We start from the raw sequence: 4,061 nt of genomic DNA, 5'->3' as shown, positions 1-4,061 counted from the left end.
CATGGGCGATTAGCTCAGTTGGGAGAGCATCGCCCTTACAAGGCGAGGGTCACTGGTTCGAACCCAGTATCGCCCACCATGATATTTATTAAAAGATTTAAAGATGGGCGATTAGCTCAGTTGGGAGAGCATCGCCCTTACAAGGCGAGGGTCACTGGTTCGAACCCAGTATCGCCCACCATCTTTACGTTTTTATCAGTACGGCATTAAAATATCATGGGCGATTAGCTCAGTTGGGAGAGCATCGCCCTTACAAGGCGAGGGTCACTGGTTCGAACCCAGTATCGCCCACCATGATATTTGAAAAAGATTTAAAGATGGGCGATTAGCTCAGTTGGGAGAGCATCGCCCTTACAAGGCGAGGGTCACTGGTTCGAACCCAGTATCGCCCACCATCTTTAATCTAGTCACTCACTTATTAAATAATCAACTTAATAAGTCTACAAATAGAAAATAATCCTCATTTAAATCCATTGTGAACCTATATTAATTTTTATACCTGAAGCTAATCCTTTATGTCACAAGTGGCTATTTAGATCTAAGTAATAGTTAATTGATTTATACTTATTAAAATTAATGGCATTTTAGTTACTGCTTTAATTCGGAACGTCTTACTATAACTCTCAGAATTTTTAGAATTAATCAGCAGATTTAAAATTGTTCCAGTCTATTTCCGTTGTCAGAACAATTGGTTATTACAAATAATGACTTCTATAGTTACTTTATTCTTAACCCTAGATAGTTCAGTCATTTGTTCTCGATTGAGATCACTACATGCTTTATATAAATAAACGACATCTACATTAATACTTCTATTAACTAGTCTACATTTATCGAACAAAAAACAAGGTTTCTTTTCATTATCAGTATAATAAAGATTATGATCATAATTTTAAGATATAACTAATATTATTTCTGTAAACAGATACCACTATAAACATTTCATTCTATTGGTATGGGCATAATAAACAGCTTTCATAAAGACACTCATATCAAGGTTTCTAGCTAATGAAGATGAATTTTTATCAATTTAAATAAGCTAAGTGATCAGATAGTTAAGGTGCAACGTATACTAAATGTAAATTTGACTAAAACACTTATCTCTATTACTTTAGTATTGGTTTATTTGATTTTTTTGGAATATATAATTTATAGTGTTTTACATAAGAAATAGACATTAACAAACAGTTTGAAACAATAATCAAAAAAATAATTTTTTACAAAATAAATATGCAATAAAAAAAGGATAAGTTTGTTGTGTATTTTTTTTAAATTTTCTAATAGTTTATTTATTAGAATTAGAATAGTCGCGTTGGGGAAAAATAATGGAAAAGCAAAATAATCTAGTTGATGATACGAATGACACTGAAGTTGTACTAAATGAACAACAAGTGACTGAAGCTGAACAGCAATTAAAAGCCGGTGAAGAACAATTAATTGCAACGGAAGATCAATTAGTCCCAACTGCGACGGATGATGCCGTCTCTGAAGTTGAAGCTGAAGAAGAGATTGTCTCAGATATCGAAAATATTGACGATTTAGAAGCGTTACTTGCGCTTGGCGAAGAGGTCTTTGATTTAGATATTGAAACTGCTGCCGGTGAATTATCGAATGGAGGGAGTTCTTCTGTTGTTGATTTCGCTCGAGATGGCGCCGAAACTATTGCCACCACTGCTTTCCAAACATCTGCCTTCAATACCCCCACTATAGATACGCAAGTGTTTACTGACGAAAATGATGACGATGCTAATTTTAATGTTAACTCTGCTGCAACACTTACATTAACAAATACTAACAACTTTATCGAAGATGATGGTAGTGCAGTCATTGGAGCCGTGGTTTCAACTTATACCATTAATGATTTAGATGGTGATCAAGTTACAGTTACTTTAAGCGACACTGAAAACTATGCCTTAGATGGTAATGGTAATGTTGTGTTAACAGAAACTGGAGCGGCTTTGGTTAATAACGGCCAGGATTTGCCTCCATATACATTAACACCAAATGATGGCCAAGTTGACGGTCAACCGGTAAGCCATGACCCAAGTATTACCACTACAAATGATGCACCGATCTTAACATTAACTAGCACCACTGATTTTTCAGAAGATGATGGAAGTGCCGTTGAAGGTGCAGTGGTTGCCACGTTTGAAACCTCTGATGAAGATGGCGATGATGTGACGGTTATCTTGAATGACACTATCAACTATGCGTTAGATGATAATGGTAATGTTGTGTTAACAGAAGCAGGCGCTGCTCTGGTTAACAGCGGTCAAGCCTTACCTCCTTTCACATTAACCCCAACTGATGGTCAAGATAATGGTGAAACCGTTTCTGTTGAACCAGGTATTACTGCAACTAATGATGCACCGATCTTAACATTAACTAGCACCACTGATTTTATAGAAGATGATGGTAGCGCCGTTGAAGGTGCTGTGGTTGCCACGTTTGAAACCTCTGATGAAGATGGCGATGATGTGACGGTTATCTTGAATGACACAATCAACTATGCGTTAGATGATAATGGTAATGTTGTGTTAACAGAAGCAGGCGCTGCTCTGGTTAACAGCGGTCAAGTATTACCTCCTTTCACATTAACCCCAACTGATGGTCAAGATAATGGTGAAACCGTTTCTGTTGAACCAGGTATTACTGCAACTAATGATGCACCGATCTTAACATTAACTAGCACCACTGATTTTATAGAAGATGATGGTAGCGCCGTTGAAGGTGCTGTGGTTGCCACGTTTGAAACCTCTGATGAAGATGGCGACGATGTGACGGTTATCTTGAATGACATAATCAACTATGCGTTGGATGATAATGGTAATGTTGTGTTAACAGAAGCAGGCGCTGCTTTGGTGAACAGCGGTCAAGTATTACCTCCTTTCACATTAACCCCAACTGATGGTCAAGATAATGGTGAAACCGTTTCTGTTGAACCAGGTGTTACTGCGGCTAATGATGCCCCAGTATTGACTTTGACTAGCACCACTGATTTTACAGAAGATGATGGAAGTGCCGTTGAAGGTGCTGTGGTTGCCACGTTTGAAACCTCTGATGAAGATGGCGACGATGTGACGGTTATCTTGAATGACATAATCAACTATGCGTTAGATGATAATGGTAATGTTGTGTTAACAGAAGCAGGCGCTGCTTTGGTGAACAGCGGTCAAGTATTACCTCCTTTCACATTAACTCCTACTGATGGTCAAGATAATGGTGAAACCGTTTCTGTTGAACCAGGTGTTACTGCGACTAATGATGCCCCAACGATTGATATCACCTCAGTGACGAACGTCACCGAAGATGCGGCAGAAACCGTGGCAGGATTGGTGGTAGCGACGTTTGAAACGAACGATGAAGACAGTGACTCGGTCACTGTTGTATTAAGCGATACCGTTAACTATGCAATGGTTGATGGTACGGTCGTGTTAACCGAGGCGGGTGCTGCCTTAGCGAACAGCGGTGAAGAATTACCAGCATTTACCTTAACACCAAGTGATGCGGAGGTGAGAGGCGAGCCGGCGTCAGCGGATCCAAGTGTGGAGTTAATGAATGATTTAACCTTCGTTAATAATGATACTGGAATATTGAATGAAGATGCTGCCATTGATATCGATGTGTTAGCGAATGACGATGACTCAGCCGATGGATCAGATGCGGCGGTTTCGCCAGTAGAAAGCGTGACTCAAGGTACCAATGGTATCGTGACTATCAATGCCGATGGCACGGTGAAATACACGCCGAATACTGACTTTAATGGCACGGATAGCTTTACTTATACCAACGAAGAAGGTCAGGAAGCTACGGTTAATGTCACTGTGGATGCGGTTAATGATTTAACCGTTGTAGCTAACGATACCGCGACGACTAACGAAGATGCAGCGATTGATATCGATGTGCTTGCGAATGATGATGACTCAACCGATGGCACTGCAGCGGCGATCTCGCCAGTAGCCTCTGTTACCCAAGGTAGTAACGGTTCAGTAGTAGTTAATGCCGATGGCACGGTGAAATACACACCGAATGCAGACTTTAACGGCACGGATAGCTTTACT

1 protein-coding gene and 4 tRNA genes are annotated in these 4,061 nt (G+C 39.9%); all 5 read left to right on the top strand.

Going from position 1 to position 4,061, the window contains the following annotated elements:
• Window positions 1-3 precede the first annotated feature (3 nt).
• Window positions 4-79, top strand: a tRNA-Val gene (locus tag GQR44_RS18860).
• A 26-nt stretch (window positions 80-105) separates the two neighbouring features.
• Window positions 106-181: transfer RNA gene (locus GQR44_RS18855), tRNA-Val, on the top strand.
• 37 nt (window positions 182-218) lie between these two features.
• A tRNA-Val gene (locus tag GQR44_RS18850) sits at window positions 219-294 on the top strand.
• A gap of 25 nt (window positions 295-319) precedes the next feature.
• Window positions 320-395: transfer RNA gene (locus GQR44_RS18845), tRNA-Val, on the top strand.
• Between the two features lie 930 nt (window positions 396-1,325).
• Window positions 1,326-4,061 (top strand): Ig-like domain-containing protein (locus GQR44_RS18840; RefSeq protein ID WP_166373209.1); only part of this gene is annotated, 2,736 nt, incomplete at its 3' end.

Origin of the sequence: Psychromonas sp. SA13A (assembly GCF_011378715.1) — a bacterium.
Lineage (GTDB): Bacteria > Pseudomonadota > Gammaproteobacteria > Enterobacterales > Psychromonadaceae > Psychromonas.
Note: the sequence above shows the minus strand (reverse complement) of the source record. Positions and strands in the feature narration are given on the sequence as shown.